Source organism: Oceanococcus sp. HetDA_MAG_MS8 (assembly GCA_019192445.1).
Lineage (GTDB): Bacteria > Pseudomonadota > Gammaproteobacteria > Nevskiales > Oceanococcaceae > MS8.
In genome coordinates this window covers 1-17321 of the sequence record JAHCMK010000014.1, presented here as the reverse complement: position 1 = coordinate 17321, position 17321 = coordinate 1, and the positions used below count along the sequence as shown (strand labels likewise).

Annotated in this window: 16 protein-coding genes; 6 read left to right on the top strand and 10 right to left on the bottom strand. The window is 56.1% G+C overall.

The features are described from left to right. The first annotated feature begins 215 nt into the window (after positions 1–215). From KI787_15445 to KI787_15435, 3 genes are all read left to right on the top strand, one after another. Positions 216–890 (top strand): hypothetical protein, encoded by a 675-nt coding sequence (locus KI787_15445; protein MBV6631349.1) that lies wholly within the window; start codon positions 216–218, stop codon positions 888–890. Positions 891–1032: 142 nt separating this feature from the next. Beyond that, positions 1033–1827 carry a MotA/TolQ/ExbB proton channel family protein gene (locus tag KI787_15440; protein MBV6631348.1) on the top strand — a complete coding sequence of 265 codons (795 nt, stop codon included), beginning with the start codon at positions 1033–1035 and terminating at the stop codon, positions 1825–1827. A gap of 5 nt (positions 1828–1832) precedes the next feature. After that, positions 1833–2642, top strand: a complete 810-nt coding sequence (locus KI787_15435) for an OmpA family protein (protein ID MBV6631347.1) — start codon at positions 1833–1835, stop codon at positions 2640–2642. A 45-nt stretch (positions 2643–2687) separates the two neighbouring features. Here KI787_15435 and KI787_15430 read toward each other — a convergent pair whose 3' ends face one another. From KI787_15430 to KI787_15390, 9 genes are all read right to left on the bottom strand, one after another. Continuing rightward, positions 2688–3101 (bottom strand): response regulator, encoded by a 414-nt coding sequence (locus KI787_15430; protein MBV6631346.1) that lies wholly within the window; start codon positions 3099–3101, stop codon positions 2688–2690. 2 nt (positions 3102–3103) lie between these two features. Then, positions 3104–4285, bottom strand: coding sequence for a response regulator (locus KI787_15425; GenBank protein ID MBV6631345.1), 1182 nt, complete (start codon positions 4283–4285; stop codon positions 3104–3106). Further along, on the bottom strand, positions 4285–5250 hold the full coding sequence (locus tag KI787_15420) for a DUF3369 domain-containing protein (GenBank protein MBV6631344.1): 966 nt from the start codon (positions 5248–5250) through the stop codon (positions 4285–4287). The genes KI787_15425 and KI787_15420 overlap by 1 nt, the downstream gene beginning before the upstream one ends. 2 nt (positions 5251–5252) lie before the next feature. Beyond that, entirely contained in the window at positions 5253–6824 is a 1572-nt protein-coding gene (locus KI787_15415; protein ID MBV6631343.1) for a HAMP domain-containing protein, read from the bottom strand. Then, positions 6825–7373, bottom strand: a complete 549-nt coding sequence (locus tag KI787_15410) for a YfiR family protein (protein ID MBV6631342.1) — start codon at positions 7371–7373, stop codon at positions 6825–6827. 4 nt (positions 7374–7377) lie between these two features. Then, positions 7378–9294: a TonB-dependent receptor gene (locus tag KI787_15405; GenBank protein MBV6631341.1), complete on the bottom strand. Its 1917-nt coding sequence runs from the start codon at positions 9292–9294 to the stop codon at positions 7378–7380. Between the two features lie 249 nt (positions 9295–9543). After that, a complete protein-coding gene (locus KI787_15400; GenBank protein ID MBV6631340.1) occupies positions 9544–9876 on the bottom strand; it encodes a DUF2288 family protein in 333 nt (110 codons plus the stop codon). Positions 9877–9951: 75 nt separating this feature from the next. Next, entirely contained in the window at positions 9952–10512 is a 561-nt protein-coding gene (locus KI787_15395) for a hypothetical protein (protein MBV6631339.1), read from the bottom strand. 120 nt (positions 10513–10632) lie between these two features. Further along, entirely contained in the window at positions 10633–12228 is a 1596-nt protein-coding gene (locus KI787_15390; protein MBV6631338.1) for an isocitrate lyase, read from the bottom strand. A 216-nt stretch (positions 12229–12444) separates the two neighbouring features. Here KI787_15390 and KI787_15385 point away from each other — a divergent pair, with 216 nt between their 5' ends. From KI787_15385 to KI787_15375, 3 genes are all read left to right on the top strand, one after another. Further along, the gene (locus KI787_15385; GenBank protein MBV6631337.1) at positions 12445–13383 is read left to right on the top strand and encodes a LysR family transcriptional regulator; all 939 of its coding nucleotides are present in this window, start codon (positions 12445–12447) and stop codon (positions 13381–13383) included. A gap of 162 nt (positions 13384–13545) precedes the next feature. Continuing rightward, positions 13546–15786: a bifunctional (p)ppGpp synthetase/guanosine-3',5'-bis(diphosphate) 3'-pyrophosphohydrolase gene (locus tag KI787_15380; GenBank protein MBV6631336.1), complete on the top strand. Its 2241-nt coding sequence runs from the start codon at positions 13546–13548 to the stop codon at positions 15784–15786. 184 nt (positions 15787–15970) lie between these two features. Continuing rightward, positions 15971–16210: a hypothetical protein gene (locus KI787_15375; protein ID MBV6631335.1), complete on the top strand. Its 240-nt coding sequence runs from the start codon at positions 15971–15973 to the stop codon at positions 16208–16210. Positions 16211–16267: 57 nt separating this feature from the next. Here the strand turns inward: KI787_15375 and KI787_15370 are convergent, their stop codons facing one another. After that, on the bottom strand, positions 16268–16891 hold the full coding sequence (locus KI787_15370; GenBank protein MBV6631334.1) for a hypothetical protein: 624 nt from the start codon (positions 16889–16891) through the stop codon (positions 16268–16270). Positions 16892–17321 lie beyond the last annotated feature (430 nt).

The window sequence follows — 17321 nt, the reverse complement described above, 5'->3', positions numbered from 1 at the left end:
CGAACGATTTGAGGGGCTCTGATATGCAACGAACTTCGGAGACAGGACACTAGGGCCTCGATGACCCCCAACAGCCGGATGACTATCAGGTGAGCTTCAGAACAAAGCATGTCTACTGTCTATTGCTCTGCGCTGGGCTGAGTGCTGGCTTGTTGACATCGTGTCGAACAGGTGGCGGTCGCCCGCCTAGCGATGGGGCTGTCAAAATTCTGACTGTGGGCGGTTCACTTACGGCTGGGCAAACGCTGTATAACGGTCCGCCCTACCCAGAGCAGCTTGCTCAGCTCACGAATGTGTCCGTGGTCAACATGGGCGTCGCTGGCCAAACCTCGCGCAATACGCTGAGGTGCTTAGCGGGATCACTGGCAGAGTTCGATCCGGATGTGGTGTTGATTGCGGCCGGGGGAAACGACTCTGCCTTATCGGGCGGTTTGGAGAGTCTGCGCCAGAACCTCGCGGCCATGATCGAGTTGGTTCAAGGTAGTGGGGCTTACCCCTGGCTCATTGCGGTTCCCCGAGATGCCATCACTACCGCTTTAGGTGGTTCTGAAGAGCCACCGGAGCAGGGCTACTCTGACCCGCCCCTGTATGCCGAACTCGGCCAGGCTTTCGCCATTCCGGTGGTGCTGGACTTGGTGGCCTCTGTTCTCAACGATCCACGACTGCGTTCCATCGACGGTGTTCACCCCAATGAGCGGGGCTATGCCGTGATGGCGGCAGGCGTGGCCGAGCGGCTGCTGCCGTTCTTGGTGGAGCAAAACCTGGCGCCCTCCGCCTGGGCACTGCAGGTTGCGGGCGAGGGGAGTTATGTGCGCTCCCCAGGCCAAGGCAACGTGCTTGGCACCACCGGCTGCGCGACCGCTGAAGGTATTTCGCCGCCTCCGGCTTAGCTTCGGGCTTAGCAGACCTCACCTCAGCAAAACACCCGCACTGCTTGCAGGTTAATCCAGGGAGGAATAGCTCTTGCAGGGCGTTGAACCTACGCCGTGGCACCTTCGCTGCGGTAAATGGTTTTGCATGGAAGCGCCGCGTATGGATCTCGCGACCCTTGTTGGAATGATTGTTGGCTCCGCCTTGGTCGTGGTGGCCATCGTGTTGGGAGGGAGTGGTCTTGGGCCCTTCTTCAACGCTCCCAGCTTGCTGATTGTGATCGGGGGCTCAATCTCGGCCGTCCTTATCCGCTTTCCGATGAAGGATTTCTTTACCGCGATGAAGGCCGGTTTTGGTCGCGCCTTCAAAGACAGTACTGAAGACCCCCTAGAAATTATCGAGAACGCCCGCGAGTTGGCTGATGTGGCTCGTAAGAAGGGTTTGATTGCGCTGGAAGAGATTGAAGTGAGTAATGAGCTCATGGCCAAAGGAATTCAGTACTGCGTAGATGGACGCGACTCTGAGTTCATTGAGCGCATGATGGGCAGAGAGATCACTGCATCCATTCGCCGTAATCAAACTGGAGAACGGGTGTTTAGAGCTTTGGGCGATGCCGCGCCCGCCTTTGGCATGATCGGCACCCTGGTTGGCTTGGTCCAAATGTTGATGGAGTTAAGCGATCCTAGTGCCATTGGTCCGGCCATGGCTGTGGCCTTGTTGACGACTTTGTATGGGGCTTTACTCGGCAACTTGGTGTTCCTGCCTATGGCGGATAAATTGAACCATCGGGCCTCGCAGGAGAATCAGGTGCGTGGCCTGATTATGGATGCGGTGTTGGGTGTGAGTTCTGGAACCTCGCCCCGTGTGCTGGAGGAGGTTCTGTTGGTTGGCCTTGAGCCCAAAAAGGCGGATGAAGATGGGGCGGATGCTGCCGCCGAACCCGCTGAGGCTACCTAATCACCATGGCTGAAGCCGCCGCAGAAGAAGAAAAAGCACCCGAGGGCACGCCTATTCCGCCCTGGATGGCGACCTTCGCCGATTTGATGTGCTTGTTGATGTGCTTTTTTGTGCTGCTATTTGCTTTTTCGGATATCGAAAAAGAGAAGTTCAAGAAGGTGGCGGGGTCCATGAAGCAAGCTTTCGGTGGAGTCCAATTCATCAAGAGCAATAGCGAAGACTCGGTAGAGGGCTTAGAGAAGGGCATTGTCTCCAAGACCGGCAGTATGTCCACACCACTCGATCAGAAAACCGAGCAGGCCGCTCGTGAGGCCCGCACCGAACAGCTCTTGAAGGAGCTTAAGTCGGTGATGAGCAAGGAGATAGAAGAGCAAAAAATTGTGGTGGAAAGGGATGGCGAGGACATCATCATTCGTTTTCCAGAAAACGTTTCTTTTGCCTCTGGAAAAGCCGAACTAGTTCAGACGGCCATACCGCTCATCCAGCGCGTGGTCAGCCTTATTGATGCGGAGCAAAAGATCATTGTGGCGGGGCATACGGACGATGTGCCCATCCGCAGTGGGCGTTTTCGCTCCAACTGGGAACTGTCAGCTACCCGTGCTGCAGCAGTGGCGGAGGTGTTAGTTGCTGAACAGACTTTCGATCCCAGTACTTTGACTGTTGCAGGTTATGCCGACACTCGTCCCTTGGTTGCTAATGACAGCCCGGAGAATCGAGCCAAGAATAGACGAGTAGAGATCATTGCCCGAGCCTCGGTGACTGGTCCAGATGGGCAGACTACCGAAGTCGATGTGGGCCGCATGATTGTTGACTAGATTAAGCGATGGGCCCATCTCAGCCCGCCCTTGGCGAAAGGTGCCTTAGGAGTAATGCTTAGCCAGTAGCTTGGCGAAGCTAGCCCCATCCAGCGGCTTGGTCAGAAAATCATGGACCTGCTCATGGCTGGCTGCTAGCTCGCGATCTGCTGGGTTGGCTGAGGTGGTGAGAATACAAATGGTTGGCTTCAGGTCTAATTGCGCATCCTTCAGGCGGTCGAGGAACTGCCATCCTGTGGTTCCAGGCATATTCAAATCCAACAGGATGAGGTCCGGGCAGGGGTGACTTTCCGCGTGCTCGCTAGTGCGGCACCTTTGCAAATACTGCATGGCCATATCGGCGCTCAGTACGTCATGGATGTGACGAACCTGGCCTGAGTCGCGCAAAACTAGGCGGTGCAAAAAATTTGTGGCTGGGTCGTCATCAACGAGTAAGACGCAATTTAGGGTTTGGGACATTGTTAGGTACCGGGAAGGGTGAAATACACGGTGGTGCCGTCCCCCGGATGGGAGTCCATCCACATCCGACCACCATGCTGCTCTACGATTTTTCTACAGTGCGCAAGACCAATTCCCGTTCCGGAGTAGGTCCCGCGGGGATGAATGCTTTGGAATACATGAAAGACTTTGTCCTGATGTTCCGCGGCGATCCCGATGCCGTTATCTGCGACGCAGTAGACCTGCTCGCCGTTCATCTGGTGGCTTTCCACACGGATATGCAGTGGTGTCTTGGCGCATCGGAACTTAATCGCGTTGTCGAGTAGTTCGTGGATGAGCAAATGAATCTTGCTCACCTGGCCCTGTACTGGCGGCATCACGGCACAGTCTAGGCGGACTCGGAGATCGCTCAGGCTTTGCCTGTGCGCCTGCCGATAGGCTTGAACGATGCTTTCAATGTGAATGCTTTCCAGCGGGAGTTGTTCGCCCAGCCTGGCATGGTCTAACAGAGCTCTGACCTGTGCGCTCATTCGCTTCACCGCATCCTCAATGAATTCGATGCAACGTACCCCGTCTGTATCCAGCTGCTGTCTATTCACCTCGAGTAAGCGCTGACTCAGCGTCGTAATGCTGAGTAGGGGTTCTTGTAAGTCGTGCGAGGTGATGTACACCAATTGTTCGATGTCGGCATAGGCCTTCTCCAATTGGTGTTCCCGCAGCTGCAGTTGGCGCAGTTGGTCAAACATCGCTAAGGCGGTATACACGATGGTGTGCATACGCTCGGCGCTCAGCTCGGCTTTGCTGTGGTAGTCGTTGATGTCGTATTCACGAATCACCTGCCGTGCGGGTGCCTGCCCCGGCTGCCCAGTACGCAAGATGATGCGGCAGTTGGCATTGCCCTGGTGTTGGCGGACGTGATGGACAACTCGAAACCCCGCATCATCCGATTCCATCACCACATCAAGCAGGATAAGGGCAATATCGGTTGGCTCCTGGTCGAGAATCTCGATGGCCTGTGCTGCGGTGTAGGCATGTAGAAAAGCAAGGCCGCGACCTTGATATTCAAAGGCGTCCAAAGCCAGTTGCGTAATGCGATGCACCGCCGGCTCATCGTCCACAATCAAGATGCGCCATGGCGGTTGTTGCTCCGTATGGCCATCTGTGTGCTCGTCGTCTTCAACCCAAACCAGGGTGTCGTTGTCCACTAATTGGCGACGCCTCCTGCCGCGAGTTTGTTATGGATGGTTTGCAGGGTGTCCTGCGCCTGAGCGACGCATTGGCAAAACAAGTCGATAAGCTCACGCTGGGGCGGAGTAATGTCCGTTTTGCCGGCGATGTAAAGAATGTTCTTTGTGTTGCGGCGGGTTTCGTACACGGCTGTGAAATGGGCCCCCGCAGCTACGGCGCTGCCTTGCTCACTGCTTTTGACCAGAAGTGCAAAGAGCTGAGGGTCGAGGACCTCGCGGGCCTTTTGCCCCACCAAGGATGAAAATTGCCCGGTGCCGGCAAGAATCTCGATATCGCTTTGGGTCTCCGCCGCAGCCAGACCTTCGGTACGTAGCACCAAAGTTTCATGGTCCAGGTAAAGCAAGGCAGCGAGTTGCTCCAATACCCCCTGAGCAAACTGCTCGATGGATTGAAACTCGTACAGGGTGTTGGCGGCTTCGATGATCTTGCGCAGGCCGCGTCGACTATGATCCAGCGCGATGAGGTCACGGTAAGAGGCAATGCTGGTATGCATCACCGTAAACATTTTTTCCTGAGTGAGTTCTGTTTTTTGCTTGTAATCGTTGATGTCATACTGGGTGATGACTTCACGCTCCGGAGCCTGGCCGGGTTGTCCGGTGCGCAGAGTAATGCGGGGGAAGTGCAGGCCTGCCTCTTCGCGTGCATAACGGACAAAATCCAGCCCGGAGTGGTCGTTTTCCATCACCACGTCGACCAGCATGACCGCCACATCGGGGTGGCTGCTGAGGAGCTTACGTGCTTCCTCTCCCGAATAAGCGTGAATGAACTCCAGCCCTCGCCCGGCAAATCGAAAGTCCGATAACGCGACCAGGGTGATGTCATGCACCGAGGGCTCATCATCCACGATGAGCACTTTCCAGGCGCCAGTGGGTGCTTCTGCGCCGGGTTGGTCGTCTTCAACAATGATGATGTCGTCATTCATGATCAAGGTGCCTTCGAGGGGAAGCGAATATCGAAGCTCACCCCGGTTTCACTGGGGGCTAAGCGAATACTGCCCCCCAAGGTTCTGGTGATCAGGTTGTAGACAATGTGCATGCCCAGGCCACTTCCACCTTGACCTCGGCGGGTGGTGAAGAAGGGGTCAAAAATGCGTTTACGGGCGTCGGCGGTCATGCCTACACCATCATCGCTGTAGCTCAGTCGCACCATGCCTTCATTAAGCTCAGCGTGGATACGAATGCAGCCTTCTTCACGCTCGGCAAAGCCATGGACGACGGAATTCATCACCAGGTTGGTGAGCACCTGGGATATTGCTCCTGGATAGCCGTCAAGGACGATGTTGTCTGGGCAGTCGACCTCGATGCTGTAAGGCAGCTTTTTCAGCCGAGGGCGTAGGCTGAGCAGCGTCTCCTGAATGTAATCGTGCAAATGGAACTCGCGTCGCTCACTGCTGGTTTGATCCACCGCCACCTGTTTAAAACTTTGAATCAGCTCAGCGGCACGCGATAGGTTTTTCGCGATCATTTCGCCAATTTCATCCGCCTGGTTCACGTATTTATCGAGCATGGAGCGCTTGATATTGCCGCTGCTGTAGGCTGTTTTTAGCTCTTGGGAACGAGACTGCAAGGTTGATGCAGCGGTGAACGCGACCCCGATGGGGGTGTTGATTTCGTGAGCAACGCCCGCTACGAGGCCCCCTAAGGAGGCCATTTTTTCTGACTGTACCAATTGCTCTTGGGTATCTTGCAGGCGCTGCATGGCCAGGCTGAGCTCGCGATTGCTGCGGTCGCGTTCAGCAATCTCTGCTTCCAGGGCGGCTTGGGCGGCGAGTAGCTCTTTATCGCGTTGGTCGACTTGCCCCAGCATGCGGTTGAAACCGTTGATGAGAGCGCCGACTTCATCATGGCCTCCGGGTTCCGCGCGCATCGCGTAATCGCCGGTGTGAGCCACTGTCTGCATTAACTCGTGCAGACCCATAATGGGTGTGGCGATGGCCCTCTCCACAACGCGGCTGAGTATGAAGGCCAACAAGCCCACAATAAGTGTGACCAGGGCGCTGCCCCAGGCCAGTACACGCAGGCGTTGCCATAGCTTTCTTAGGTCGGCTTCGATATACACATAACCTGCGGTGGCTCCATCCAGCGTCACACTTTGGATGGCGTGCATACGGCCCTGGCCTGAGGTGGCTATGGCTAAGTCGAGGCTATCCTCGCAGTGGTCGCTAGCAGGGTGAGGTTGGTACTGGGCGAACAGGCTTGGGCTGCCGCCACCGGCTTCTCTGTAAACACAAGCCCTTACAACATCTGGAGTGCTGTCAAGAGCGCTGAGGGTTTCTTGGGCCGCTGAGAAGTCACCAAAGAGGAGGGCGGCTTCTGAATTGTTGGCAATGATTTGTGCACGCGCTTGCAAATCCTCCCGGAGCTGCTGGTTGAGTGCCACCCACTCGTAGGTCATATACACCAGCATCACTAAAGCCAGTGTGAGCAGCGTCGTGCCAACCACAACCAGACGCAGTTTTTTCCGCAGAGGCAAGTTGTAGACGATCTGTTGCGGCATTCAGGAGTCTCCTGAGCTACTCACTAAGTCTGCAAGCCGTAACAGCTTGGAGCTAAAGCGGAGGCCAGCGCTCCGGCCGCTGGCCAAGGCAATGTCGAAACGCAGCCGACCTTGATCTCGCTTCACGCGCAAAATCCCACCCTCTCGCAAAAAGTTTGGGCCATAACCCACGGTGAGTACGGGCTGATGCTTGACGGTTTTGAGTATGGGCCCAAGCTGCTCCAGGGATTGGGACTCCTCCAGATGCAAAATATGGCACCCCGACATATCGTCCTGGGGGCTTAGGTCTACAACAGAGATCACCCGCGTCCCGACGGGCTTGCCTTCAATTTCGGTGCGCAGCACGGATTCAAACTCCGTGCCCTGTAGCACACAAACCTCAATCTGTTGTCTATCTTGGTTTTGCTCAGGCCAGGTGACGAATTTGGCGAGGTTGTAAAGAAAGGCTGCCCTCACGCGCAGCTCTAGGTCGCTGCCGTGTGCAGTGTGCGGTAGTGCCGAGGCAAAGACCAGGGCGCTTGCAAGAAGGGAGCGCAGCAGCGTGGTCATGGTGTTAGCGCTTCCGCCCTGGCTGCCAGATGATCTCCGCGAAAATGCTGCGCTCGATCTCGGAGTTAATTTCCCATTCGCGGCGTTGGCTTTGGAGCAGATTTTGGCCGTTTAGTGCGACGCTCCAGCTCGGGTTCAATCGGTAGGCCCAGCGCACACTCAGATCCCAAAAACTCTCTACTGCGAAGCCAGGAATGTCATCAACATAGCGAAGCTGACCACCCCATTGGTGCTTGCTTGAGGGCTGCCAATCCCAGCGCATCCACGCTTGATGACTCGGGGCCTGATCTTCCGCCGCTTCGGTCACGCGGTCGGCTGTGTCTGGGTGGGGCTCCAGATCGAGCTGAAGATAGTTATAGGCAAAATGCAGGGCGAGCTGGGAATTGGGTCGCCATGTGCTCGTCAGCTCCAGACCACTGGCCGTAGCTTGGTAGTTGTTCACAATGAGCGGTAGCTCAGGTTCGGAGCGAGGTTCAACTCCACGCAGACGGTCGTAGTCATTGTGGAAGGCAGACGCTTCTATGCTCAGTCCTGGGCTAATGGCGTGGCGTAGGCCGAGTTCCTTGGCAAATAGCTCTTCGGGTTCAAAGTCGGGGTTGCCAATTGCGCCAGCATTAGGAATAGGGATGAGAACATCGCTATCCAAGCGATTGGGCATTCGAAGTGCCCGAGATAGGCTGCCCCAAATGGCGGTTCGCTCGTTTAATGTGTGGTTGATGCGGATGTCCGGCTGTACGGCAAAGCCTGCGAACTCATTGTGTTCAATCCGCAAGCCCAAAGACAGCTGACTACTGGGGCTGAGGGTGATTTGGTCGGAGGCGAAGAGATTCGAGTTTTGGACCGTGCGCTTTGCCGGGATGAACACAATTAGAGGGGGGTTCTCTTGTTCATCTCGCGATATGCGATGCCCCAAGCCCCACACCAGCTGGTGGCGCTCGCCTAAACGCAGCGAGTGACGCAGCTCGACATCTACCGTATCGCGCTTCTCGCCAAAGTTGCCCTGCTGTGTGCGCTCGGTGTGCTCCCAAAAGAACTGTATTGATAACGTGGATTCTTCGTCGTAGGGGCGTTGCCAGCGTGCTAATAAATGGCCGCCACTCTGTTCGTTATCTTTGCCTTGCGGATTGAGTGCTTCGTCAAAATTTTGTAATTCGTTCGCGTAGCCCACAGCATCCAAAAGCCATGAGTCGCCATTCTTGCCCTGGCCATCGAAGCGTAGACCCGCTTGATGCATTGCAATGGCATCTTGAGCACCACTGCCATCGCCTCTGACCTGCTCATCGCGTTCCCAATGTCGCAAGTATGCTCGCCAGTACTGACCTTCAGACCACTGACCACCATGGCGGATGCCGGCAAAGGATGTTTGCTCATTTCCGCCACCGGCATAGGCTAAGCTGCCTTGAGTATCCGCAGCGGACTTGGTGACAATGTTGACCACTCCGTTGACGGCATTTGAACCCCACAACACCGAAGCCGGCCCTCGTATGACCTCAATGCGATCCAAGTCCGGCATGAAGATATCTTGCGCGTCCCAAAACACGCCAGAGAACAGAGGTGAGTACACACTTCTGCCATCGATGAGGACTTCTAACTTATCGGCTACGGTGCCATTGAAGCCACGGGCTGTGATCGCCCAACGTTGCCCATCAATTTGGGCAACATGCAACCCAGGAATCAGGCGTAGGGCCTCTGGAATGGTCCGTGCGCCGCTGCGCAGCGCCTCATCTCCGCTGAGCACGTACACTGCGGCCGCCGCTTCAGCGAGTTCCTGAGGGCGCTTGGCAACGGAGGTGACTTGAATGTCGAGCAGGGCCTCGAGGCTGAGCTCGGTCAGATCCAGTTCGTCCTGGCCAGCGACCGCGCCCGCCCAAAAAACAAGGCTAGCAACACCGTAGACACGGAGGCTTAATCGAGCTGCCACATTGACTTCCCTCCATCACTCCGGCCCACTCCACGGCGGAGATCAGAAACAACTTGAAGCCTGAGTAAACACTGACGCAAGTCAAGGCGACGTAAAGTTGGCAGCCCATGGCCTCATTCTGAGGCGCGCCGCTGCGGTGGTTCATGGGGCCAGGCGCTTAGGCAAAATTTCGTCGACTCGTCCTGGCCGGCGTAAAGCTGGGAGATGTGGACAATGACAGCAAGCTGCTGCCTTGATCCTACGCCCGGTTTAAGGTCGCTCCTGCACCAACACCCAAGGTCGGACCACAACCGCCCAAAGACTGATTTGTGGTTCAGACGACCAGCGCAAGGCATGGGCGTCGTCCAAGAGCCCGACGCGGGATGCGTCCATCCATGTGCGCAGGGCCGCCGCGTTATCGTCGGCAAAAGCCTGTGCAACTTCGACTAAATCCAAACCCTCGGCCACACGCACCACTTTCCCAACACCGAACAGGCGCTCAATCTCCCCCCAGCTGACTCTCGCGGTTTCGCCAAGCAGCTTCTGGTAGGCGGGATCGGGATTGGCCGCTGGTGTTGGTATTGAGGACGAAGAATCTGTCATTGCGCGGGATTTTAGCTTGCTACCAAGGGCGGTGCCCGTGGCGTAGGTGAGGGTCAAAGCCTAAGGCCTTGGAGGCTATTCGCTCAGTAGTCGCAAGTAAGCGGCGCCAATATCGTCATCAAAGTACGCCATGCCTAGGGTTGTGAGGTACTCCATGCGATCAGCTTTTCGCAGATCAATGTCGGGTACCCCCGCATTGTTGTCCTGGTAAATGCCGGCAAGATGGGCCATGTATTCCTCGCCGTCTTTGAGCAGCAACAAGCTGGCCGCCCCCACGTCCGGTTTCACCTGGCTGCTCAGCTCGGCTGGTAGGTCTACGGCGAACACGACGGGCTTGTCTTTGCCGCCAAGACGCAGCTGCCGTTCACGCGCTTTTTTCGCTGCCCAATAAAAAGCCAGCTCCTTGCTTTGGCTCAAAAAAACTGGTTCCTGTGTTGCCTGGTACTCATGTTGCAGCGTGGCCATGGTTTTTTGAGTGGCAGCTTGCAGGGCCTGATCGCCAGAGCGCTTTAAACCATGTTCCTGGATGGATGCCACCAGCTCTGAGGAGGTGCCGTGATACCAGACATGACTGACTGCAAAGCCTTGCTCGCCTAGCAGATCGTTGGCGTCTTTGAGGAATGCGGGGGTGTTCATGCTGAGAGCTCAAATTCGATTGAATCACATAAAAAAAGCGGCGCCTTCTACAAGACGCCGCCTTATTCCAGGCCTTTGTCGTCGCTACAACCTGTTCAGGTTTGGCGCGACTGGGGCTGCTTAGCTGAACTGGTTGGAGGTGTTCTTGGCACCACCAGCTTTCAGCGCGGCTTCACCAGCAAAGTACTCTTTATGGTCGTCACCGATATCGGAGCCGGCCATGTTTTGGTGCTTCACGCAGGCGATGCCTTGGCGGATCTCTTTACGCTGTACGCCTTCCACGTAGCCCAGCATGCCAGCCTCGCCAAAGTATTCCTTGGCCAGATTGTCTACCGACAGGGCAGTGGTGTGGTAGGTGGGCAGCGTGATCAGGTGGTGGAACACGTTGGCTTCGCGCGAGGTGTCTTGCTGGAAGGACTTCACACGGGCATCCGCAGCAGCTGACAGCTCGGAGTTGTCGTATTCAGCAGACATTAGGTTGTCGCGGTCGTAAGCCGACACGTCTTTGCCTTCAGCTTTCCAGGCGTCGTAGGTTTGCTGACGGAAGTTCAGCGTCCAGTTGAAGGAGGGGCTGTTGTTGTAAACCAGCTTGGCGTCCGGATGCACCTTACGCACTTCGTCCATCATGCCTTTGATTTCGTGCACGGTCGGCACGGCGGTTTCGATCCACAGCAGGTCGGCACCCGCATTGATGGCTTCGATGCAGTCGAAGACGCAACGCTCGTGACCGGTACCTTGGCGGAACTGGTACAGACCAGAGGGCAGGCGCTTGGGACGAACCAGCTTGCCGTTGCGGCTGATCAGTACGTCACCTTCGTTGGTGTCTTCTGGGGAGACTTCTTCAACATCCAGGTAGGAGTTGTAAACGTCGCCTTGGTCGCCCGGCTCTTTCACTACGGCGATTTCTTTGGTCAGGCCAGCGCCTTCGGAGTCGGTACGGGCGACGATGATGCCGTTGTCGATGCCCAGCTCCAAGAAGGCGTAACGCAGAGCGCGCAGCTTGGCGTGGAAGTCGGCATGAGGAACGGTCACTTTGCCGTCTTGGTGACCACATTGCTTCTCGTCAGCCACCTGGTTTTCGATCTGCAGGGCACAGGCGCCGGCTTCGATCATTTGCTTGGCCATCAAGTAAGTGGCTTCGGCGTTACCAAAACCCGCATCGATGTCAGCAATGATCGGCACCACGTGGGTTTGGTGGTTGTCGATTGCATCCAGAATTTCGGCTTCCTTGGCCGAATCGCCAGCTTCGCGGGCTTTGTCCAGTTCACGGAACAGGCCGCCGAGTTCGCGAGCGTCAGCTTGGCGCAGGAAGGTGTACAGCTCTTCCACCAGGCTGGCCACAGCGGTCTTCTCGTGCATGGACTGGTCAGGCAGCGGACCGAAGTCGGAACGCAGAGCCGCAACCATCCAGCCGGAGAGGTAGAGGTATTTGCGCTCGGTGGTGCCAAAGTGCTTCTTCACCGAGATCATTTTTTGCTGGCCCACAAAACCGTGCCAGCAGCCCAGCGACTGGGTGTACTTGGTTTTGTCTTTATCAAACTCAGCCATGTCACGACGCATGATGTCCGCCGTGTACTGGGCGATTTCCAAGCCGGTTTTAAACCGGTTCTGGGCGCGCATGCGTGCTGCGGACTCGGGGTTGATGGCATCCCAGGGGCTGCCGGCCGCTTCTTTCACGCGCTCAAGCGCTGCAATATCGTCTTTGTACTGTGTCATGTGTCGATCCTGGTAGTAATGGAGTACAAGGAAACCAGAGCCATTGAGATATGGCCGTTCTGACTTTTCGCGGCGTATTCTAGCCGCCTTATCCCAATAAATCTAATAAATACCTTTGATGTTCGTCATCCGTCTGGTGAATAATGGTCTGCGACGCAAAAGACCGCGTCTGAAGATTCAGCCGCGACCGCGCTGAACGCACCTGAGCGATGTTTTGTGAACCTCAAAAATATTGATCTGAACCTTCTTGTGTACCTTGATGCCCTGTTGGCATCACGTAATGTGACTCAAGCTGCGGAAAGTTTAGGGATAAGTCAGCCGGCTATGAGTAACGGGCTACGTCGTCTGCGAACCCTGTTCGCAGACCCGCTACTCATTCGCACCAAAGACGGCATGACGCCCACCGAGCGGGCAAAAGCATTACAGCCCCTGGTGCGCAGCATTGTGGCCTCCATTGAACTGGCTGTAGAGCCCGACAAGGGCTTCGATCCATCGGTGGCGGAGCGCGTATTTCGCCTGTCTGTCAGCGATTACGGCGAGTGCACCCTAATGCCGCCTCTGCTGGAACGGCTGCGTGGAATTGCCCCCAACATCACCCTAGACATCCTCACGCCCAGTGACGTGAGCTATAAGGATCTGGAGGGTGGCAACGTGGATATGGTCATCAACCGTTTCGATGACCTGCCGCAGTCCATTCACCAACGCACCATTTGGCGTGACGACTTCGCCTGCATGATGAGTTGCAGCAATCCCATACGCGAAGGCTTTAGTCTGGATAGCTACCTCCAGGCCAATCACGTTTGGGTGAGCAAAACCGGCATGGGCATTGGCGTGGGCGTTGAACCCGATCAAATTCAGCAATTGGGCTGGGTGGACGATGCGCTCGCCAGGCTTGGTAAGAAGCGCCGTATTCGCTTGTATACCCGGCATTACCAAGCCGCTATGCAGCTGGCAGAAATGCCGGATTTGGTCATCACCATTCCCAGCAAGTCGGCCATGCTGCAGAAGCACAACCCTAAGGTCACCATCTTGCCACCGCCATTTGAGATTCCTGAAATTGAACTGAAGATGGCCTGGAGTTCACTGCAACATCACAATCCGGCCAACCAATGGCTACGGGGCTTGATTGCCGAGGTGGCTGCAGAGTTGGATTAGCCACGTCCAAGCAACCTTTGCCCGTTGAGAATGCTTGCTCGCCGAGGCAGGGGCTAGCCTCGTCTCCAGCGTGTTTCCGTCCTTTCTAGACACTAGCACTGCAGACCTTGGTGCCTTCACCGATTGGCCGCTGTGCGCTTTGGCTTGGGCTAGACTCAGTGCATGGCTTCTATCGCCTCCACGGACACACAGGCTGATCGCCGGGAACAGCTCCCGCCGCCAGGGAATTCTCTGGTGTCGTTGCGGGCGTGGCTGAGCGCCTATGAGACGGCCGCCAATGTTACGCAGCCGCTGTGCCCGCTGGTGTTTGATCGCCTGATTGATGGAGCTCTGCGCCAGAGTCATGCGCGAGTTCAGCTCGCTGACTTGCTCGACATTCTGGCCGGGCTTGCCGCAGACCCGCATACCTTGTGCAGCGCGATCTTATTCTGGGCGCAGGCGCACGGCGACGCCGTAAAGTCTATTGAAGACCAAGTTCCCGAGCCTGTCCGACTGCAGCTCGGAAGCCTGAGGCGCTTACAACAGCTGCAGTCTGAGAGTGTGGATGGTGCCGTTGCTAGCGAACTGGCGGCGAGTGCAGAAGGCCTGAGGCGATTGCTGCTGGCTTTGGTTAAAGACATTCGCATCGTCCTGATTGCCTTGGGTTGGCAACTGGTGCAGTTGCGTCATGCCAAGAATGATCCTGAGCATGCAATGCGTCTGGCAAAAGAGACCATGCTTATTCACGCTCCACTCGCGAATCGCTTAGGCGTTTGGCAATTGAAGTGGGAGCTGGAGGATCTGGCGTTTCGTTTTTCGGAGCCTGAGGCCTACAAGCGCATTGCCAAACAAGTTGCCGAGCGCCGCGCCGATCGCGAGGCATTTATCCAGGGCTTTAAAAAGCGCCTTGAAGACATTTTGCGGACGGCAGGGGTCAAAGCTGAGGTTAAGGGTAGACCAAAGCATATCTACAGCATCTACAGAAAGATGCAGAGCAAGAGCCTGGATATTGGCGAACTCTTCGACCTGCATGCGGTGAGGGTGCTGGTAGATGACTTGCCGAGCTGCTACGCCGTTTTGGGCTTGGTGCATACCAACTGGCAATCTATACCGGGCGAGTTCGACGATTACATCACCACGCCTAAGGGAAATAACTACCAGTCTCTGCACACCGCCGTGATCGGCCCTGAGGGCAAGCCCGTGGAAGTGCAGATCCGCAGTTGGGCCATGAATGAACATGCCGAGCTGGGCGTTGCGGCGCACTGGCGCTACAAAGAAGGGGGTCCGAAGGACCCTTCTTTTGACCGCAAAGTGGTTGCGATGCGCCAGCTCCTCGAAAATGCCGATGAGCTCATGGACGATGAGACTCTGCTCGCCAGCTTTCAGTCGGCAACGCAAGAGGATCGGGTTTATGTGATGACGCCTCAGGGCAAGGTCATCGACTTATCTCTGGGGGCGACAGTCTTGGACTTTGCTTACGCCGTTCACACCGAAGTCGGCCACCGTTGCCGCGGCGCCAAGGTCAACGGTCGCATCGTCCCTCTAACCCATGTGGTGAGCAACGGTGATCGGGTGGAAATTCTCACGGCGCGGGAACCCCGGCCCAGTCGAGATTGGCTGAATCCACGCCTAGGCTTCATTACTGGGGCACGGGCCAGGGCGAAGGTGCGCCAGTGGTTCAAAAAGGAAAGCCGGGAAGAGCACCTCGCCGCCGGCCGAGACCTGGTAGAGGCCGAGCTGCGCCGAATGGGGCTTGTCGAAGCAGACCTGCAAAGTGTGCCCCAGCGGTTCAACCTCAACACCGTTGAAGATCTCCATGTGGCCGTTGGCAATGGCGAGCTGACCGCGACTCAAATCGTCGGCGCAGCCGAAAGGCTAAAAGACCAGCAGAACCCGGTTCAGCCTGAAGATCTGCTGGCTCGTACGCCGCGCCGTCAGCGTGGACCGAAGAAAGAAGCTAGTGGCGGAATCACGATTGAGGGTGTGGGTAACCTTGTGACCTCCATTGCTGGCTGTTGCCAGCCGCTTCCTGGAGAGCCTGTTTTAGGCTACGTCACGCGCGGGCGGGGTGTGAGCGTTCACCGCAGCGACTGCGCTCGAGTGCTGCAGTGGCAGGTGGAGGAGCCTCACCGATTGTTGGAGGTGCATTGGAGTCAAGCGGAGGGGCAGCGCTTTAAGGTCATGCTGCAAATACTGGCCTATGACCGCCGCGAGCTATTCAAAGATATTTCCACCGTTTTAGCTTCAGCCGAAGTGCGCGTGATTGAAATTTCCAGCCATCCCGATCCAGTACAGGAGCAAGTCGATATCCGCTTGCAGGTTGAGGTGCAGGACTATGATCAGCTCAGCGAGGTGTTGTCCCGCTTGGCAGCGATCCGGAATGTGATTGAGAGCCGCCGGCTACGCGATATTCAGGGCGCATGAGGTTTAAGGCATAGGGGCGCTTGTCTTATTCAGTCTGATGATTCGCCTACGCCAGATGTGCTTCGCCTGCTTGGTGAAATAAAAGACGTGGCGGGTAAAGGGTGGCGAATAATTGGCTCAACACTGATGACTCAATCCCAAAATAACAGTAGGATTCTGCTGAGCTTCTAAGGAGCAGGCCCGGATGAAATACGGTCGTGGTGCTAAGGCTACCTTTGGATATGCACTACCTGTACTGCTCTTGGTAGTAACCACTGCGCTCGCGTTTTCTGCCGGCGGTCTTATGGTTGGGTATTCCGTGGCGACGAATACTTTGCATGAGCTATTCCAGTGGCCGCATGTGTGGTTTTTGTTAATTGCATGGCTTTTCTATGGCCTCATTGTTTTGGGCTGTGTGGCGTCCATCAAAAACCCTCAGGGTTGACGGCCGTCCAGCCAACACTCTCATGTGAGGTGGCGGAAGCTGAATTCAAGTACGAGGCTAGTCGTTGGTATCTACACAGAATTCGTAGACCTGAATCTGTTCAACCGCACCCGGGCCGAAGCGAATAAATAGCTCCAAGGTGTCGAAGGGCTTGGTTGCTTGGACAGATCCAGTGCCATAAGCGGAGTAGTTAAAGCCGTACTGCCCATCAAGTTCATCGCTAGGCAAGTCGAAGTCGATGCCAGATTGATCTTGGAGCTGGCCACTCAAGCGTGTTCGGACATCCGCTTGGAGAAAGACGCCAGGAAATGTCCTCTCGTGGTACGCCAACACTGCGGGTCGTGTGCCGGCAGGGAACACCTCTCCTTCTGGAGCCGTTGCCGTAATTAAAACCTCGCCTTCCAACGTCGCACCGAGGAGGATTGAGGCGGCTGTAAATTCATCCCCATCCAATGCGGACTCCTGGGCGATAACATTGCAGCCCCGACAGGTGGTGGGGTTGATGAAAAAATCCCAGCGCGCAAAAGACCCCAGTTCTGAGCGGCAGACGTCGCCAGTCGGCTCATAGAATGTTGCCCGCGGTTCTAAATTTCCGGTATTAGCTGGGTTTTCGCATCCCGCGAGCAGTAAAGACGCGCAGGCCGTCGCCGCGCAAGCAGCAATCCGATTAAATAATTGCATTGTAAGGTTCTCCAGACGCTATAAAGCAAAAAAATGCAGACGTCGTAGACCTGTATTTAGCAGACTAAGCGAGCTAGCGCAAGCTGCCTCAATGTTATTGGTGGTGGATGTCCGGGCTTTAGGGTAATTGTTGGCTCTATAAGTGCTGTCTGGTCTTTTGGAAAGAGGTACTGAGGACAAATAAACAGAAGCGACCTGTTATCCAGGGCCTCACGCAACCAGAGTAAGTCCGCAGGATGCGGGCCATGGATGGGCCCGTACAACCAACGACGCAGTTGTTGGTGCGAGTCCCTCCCCTACAAACGAAAATGCCTCCGCAAAGGGAGGCTTTCAAGTATTTGGTAGGCGCGATTGGCTCGACAAATGGGCCAGGACGGCCCATTTACGCGACCGCAGGGAGCCCGAAGGGCCAGGGCCATGGATGGCCCTG

Coding starts and splice junctions, on each gene's coding strand:
- KI787_15415 (MBV6631343.1), bottom strand. CDS start 6,824: ATGCCGCAACAGATCGTCTACAACTTGCCTCTGCGGAAAAAACTGCGT.
- KI787_15435 (MBV6631347.1), top strand. CDS start 1,833: ATGGCTGAAGCCGCCGCAGAAGAAGAAAAAGCACCCGAGGGCACGCCT.
- KI787_15375 (MBV6631335.1), top strand. CDS start 15,971: ATGAAATACGGTCGTGGTGCTAAGGCTACCTTTGGATATGCACTACCT.
- KI787_15440 (MBV6631348.1), top strand. CDS start 1,033: ATGGATCTCGCGACCCTTGTTGGAATGATTGTTGGCTCCGCCTTGGTC.
- KI787_15370 (MBV6631334.1), bottom strand. CDS start 16,891: ATGCAATTATTTAATCGGATTGCTGCTTGCGCGGCGACGGCCTGCGCG.
- KI787_15410 (MBV6631342.1), bottom strand. CDS start 7,373: ATGACCACGCTGCTGCGCTCCCTTCTTGCAAGCGCCCTGGTCTTTGCC.
- KI787_15430 (MBV6631346.1), bottom strand. CDS start 3,101: ATGTCCCAAACCCTAAATTGCGTCTTACTCGTTGATGACGACCCAGCC.
- KI787_15395 (MBV6631339.1), bottom strand. CDS start 10,512: ATGAACACCCCCGCATTCCTCAAAGACGCCAACGATCTGCTAGGCGAG.
- KI787_15400 (MBV6631340.1), bottom strand. CDS start 9,876: ATGACAGATTCTTCGTCCTCAATACCAACACCAGCGGCCAATCCCGAT.
- KI787_15420 (MBV6631344.1), bottom strand. CDS start 5,250: ATGAATGACGACATCATCATTGTTGAAGACGACCAACCCGGCGCAGAA.
- KI787_15380 (MBV6631336.1), top strand. CDS start 13,546: ATGGCTTCTATCGCCTCCACGGACACACAGGCTGATCGCCGGGAACAG.
- KI787_15390 (MBV6631338.1), bottom strand. CDS start 12,228: ATGACACAGTACAAAGACGATATTGCAGCGCTTGAGCGCGTGAAAGAA.